This window comes from Mesorhizobium sp. M8A.F.Ca.ET.021.01.1.1, assembly GCF_003998025.1.
Taxonomy (GTDB): domain Bacteria; phylum Pseudomonadota; class Alphaproteobacteria; order Rhizobiales; family Rhizobiaceae; genus Mesorhizobium.
The window spans coordinates 1-3,032 of sequence record NZ_RZSJ01000686.1; the positions used below are offsets into that span (position 1 = coordinate 1).

Sequence of the window (3,032 nt, forward strand, 5' to 3'; positions counted from 1 at the left end):
GCCAGCACGGCGGTCGCCGTGTCGCCGAAGAACAGCTCTTCGCCCGGCCGCTGCGTGACGCCCATCACCCCCATCGCCGCGCCCTTGGCCGCTTCCCTGGCGATCGCCTGGTCGGGCGTGGCGCGCGTTCTGATGGCGGTCTCGACGGCGACGCCATAGCGGTCGGCGAGATCGGCGACATCCTTGAGCACGGCCTCCTCGCGGCGGTGCGAAACCGAGCCTGGCCGGCTGCCCTTGCGGGCCTGCGAGACATAAAGGACTTTGACGCGCGCCCGGTGCGGCCGCGCCAGGGCCAGCGCGAAATCAGCCGCGCGCCGCGCGACCTCGGTGCCGTTGACGGGAACCAGAATGGTCGCGCCGGCGCGCAGCATCGGCATCTTGCCGCTGGATTTGGCGCCATTCAGCACCAGGCAGAGCGGGCCGTCGAAGCCGCTGGTGATATCGTTCAGCGTGCCGCTGAAGGTGCCTTTGCCGGTCAGCGCGTTGTCGAGCCCAACCAGCAGAAGGCCGTAGCCCTTGCGGGCCTCGGCGGCGATCGTTTCGGTGGTGGCTTCAAGCTCGGCGCGGGCCGTGAGATGGATCTTGTCGACGGGCGTGTCCTCGGCCTTGCTGACAGCCCTGGCGCTTCTGGCCGCTCCCCTCTTGACCTGTTTCGAGGCCCGCTCGGGGCCTTTGTCGCGGGCAGGGCCGGGCAGTTTGCCGTCCTCGAGGTGGAGCAGCGTGGTCGGCATGCCGGTGCCGCCGCCGACGAGCCCGGCGAGATAGGCGGTGAACTTGCCGACCGGGCTGTCGTCGACCAGCAGCAGCAATCGCTCCAGTTTGGAGACGAAGCCGCGTTCGTCGAGCAGTTCTCGGTCGACGCGCTGCTTTTCGGCATCGCCGACCGGCAGCCGGCCGAGCGCCCAGCGCAGCATTGGCGGCATGGCGAGCGTGGTGATGACGGCCATGGTGACGATCATGGTGAACAGATTGTGGGACAGGATGTTCATCGACAGGCCGATCGAGGCGACGATGACCTCGGTCGAGCCGCGCGCGTTCATGGCGCTGCCGACGGCGGTCGCCTCCTTCAGCGACATGCCGGCCAGGCGGCCGCCTAGAAAGGCTCCCGAGAATTTGCCGATGCTGGCGATCAGCACCAGCGCCAGCGTCAGCAGCGCGAGCGTCGGGTCGGCAAGCACTGTGAGGTTTGCGGACAAGCCGGCCATGCCGAAGAACACCGGCATGAACAGCGCCGTGATGACGCCGCGCAGCTGGCCCTCGATGTGGTCGGACAGGATCGGCGATTCCCCGACCAGTATGCCGGCGACGAAGGCGCCGAGCACGGTGTGGACGCCGATCAGATTGGTGATCAGCGCCATCACGCCCATAATGATGATGATGACGGTGACGACGGCGTACTCGCTGCGGAAGGAGTCGTTGCTCCAGCGGATCAGGGTGAACACCAGGCGGCGGCCGATGGTGAAGGAAAACACCATGAACAGCGCCACTTCGACCACCGTGATGATGAGCGGCAGCACCTGCAGGCTGCCATTGGTGGCGATGCCGAAGGTGACGGCGATGATCAGCCAGCCGATCGTGTCCTCGATGATGGCGGAGGAGACGATGACCTGGCCGAGATTGCGGCGCATGAAGTTCATCTCGCGCACCACCATGGCGACGATCTTGACCGAGGAGATCGACAGCGCGGTGCCGAGGAACAGTCCGGCGACGATGCGCTCACCCGGCTCGGGCAGGAGGGAATCCGGCAGCACCTGCGCCAGCGCGAAGCCGCAGACAAAGGGCACGACGACGCCGGTGATCGAGATCGAAAAACAGGCCGCGCCCACCCGCCGCACGAGGCGCAGATCCGTCTCCATCCCGGTAAGCAGGAGAAGCAGCAGGATGCCGAGCTGCGAGACGGCATCGATCATGCTTTTCTGCGCGGGATCGGTGGAGAAGATCAGATGCTGGGCGTCCGGCCATATCCAGCCGAACAGCGACGGCCCGAGCAGGATGCCGCCGATCAGCTGGCCCATGATCGCCGGCTGGCCATAGCGCTGGAAGATTTCGCCGAGGCCACGGCCGACCAGAAGCAGGAGTACGATCTCGGCGACGAATAATCCCTCCGCCGAGCCGCCGATGCCCGAGGCGTGGCCGGCCGGCTGCGCGGCCAGCGCGTGGTTTGCCGGCGCCAGAACGAAAATGGCCAGCGAAAGGGCGGCCGCTGTACCGTGCGGCCTCGTTGCCGATGGATGGATCATGGGTCCCTTCAAGACGCCGCCGCGGACTGACCATCACAACGCGCGGCCGACGTTTGCGTTGCAGCCATCCGTCGCGAGTTGTTGGCGTCCGGCATCGAGGTCAGACGTGGACGTTACCGAAGGAGAGTTCGCCGTCGTCGCCTGGCGTCAGGAAGGCGGCCGCCAGCAGGCCGGCATAGAGGAGGGCAACCACGGCGACGATGGCCGCGCCCGGTATGGGACCGAGCGCCGCCGCGCCGACGGCCTCGCGCATTGTGCCGACAAAGCCGACCGGCACGCCTTGATCGATGAGGCTCGGGGTCGACAGTTTGAGGATCCAGGCGAGCAGCAGGATCAGCATCATGTGCACGTAGTTGCGGCGCAGACGGCGCGCCAGCGCCACGCGCTGCGAAACCAGGAATTTTGGGGTGCGCAGGCTCTCGCCGACGACCAGCAGCCAGTCGGAGGCGAAATCGGGCTGCGGCGAGAAGATCTGCGCGAAATAATGGCGCTCGAACTGGCGCACGCGGGCGCGGTAGACGTCGAAGAAGCGGTAGCGGCGCGCCTCGATCCACAACAAAAGCAGCACCAGCAGCATGGCGAACAGCAGCACGCCGTGATGGGCGCTGGCCGTCGACAGCGACACGGACAGCATCGCCGCGACAACGGTGATCGCCCAATTGCTGGTGCGGTCGAGGCGGTCGCGCCAGCCGGCCATGCGGGCGATCTCGGCGCGATGGAAATGGGACATAACGGTGACCAGTTCGCCTGGCGAAAGCGGTCTGCCGACGGGCGTTGCCGGCGCATCGTTCA

2 protein-coding genes are annotated in these 3,032 nt (G+C 66.9%); both read right to left on the reverse strand.

Annotated elements, in window-relative coordinates:
- The coding region (locus tag EOA36_RS32190; protein WP_245464533.1) for a cation:proton antiporter at positions 1 to 2,240 on the reverse strand (2,240 nt) is incomplete at its 3' end.
- Between the two features lie 100 nt (positions 2,241 to 2,340).
- On the reverse strand, positions 2,341 to 3,032 hold a 692-nt coding region (locus tag EOA36_RS32195), incomplete at its 5' end, for a DUF2270 domain-containing protein (protein ID WP_189553459.1).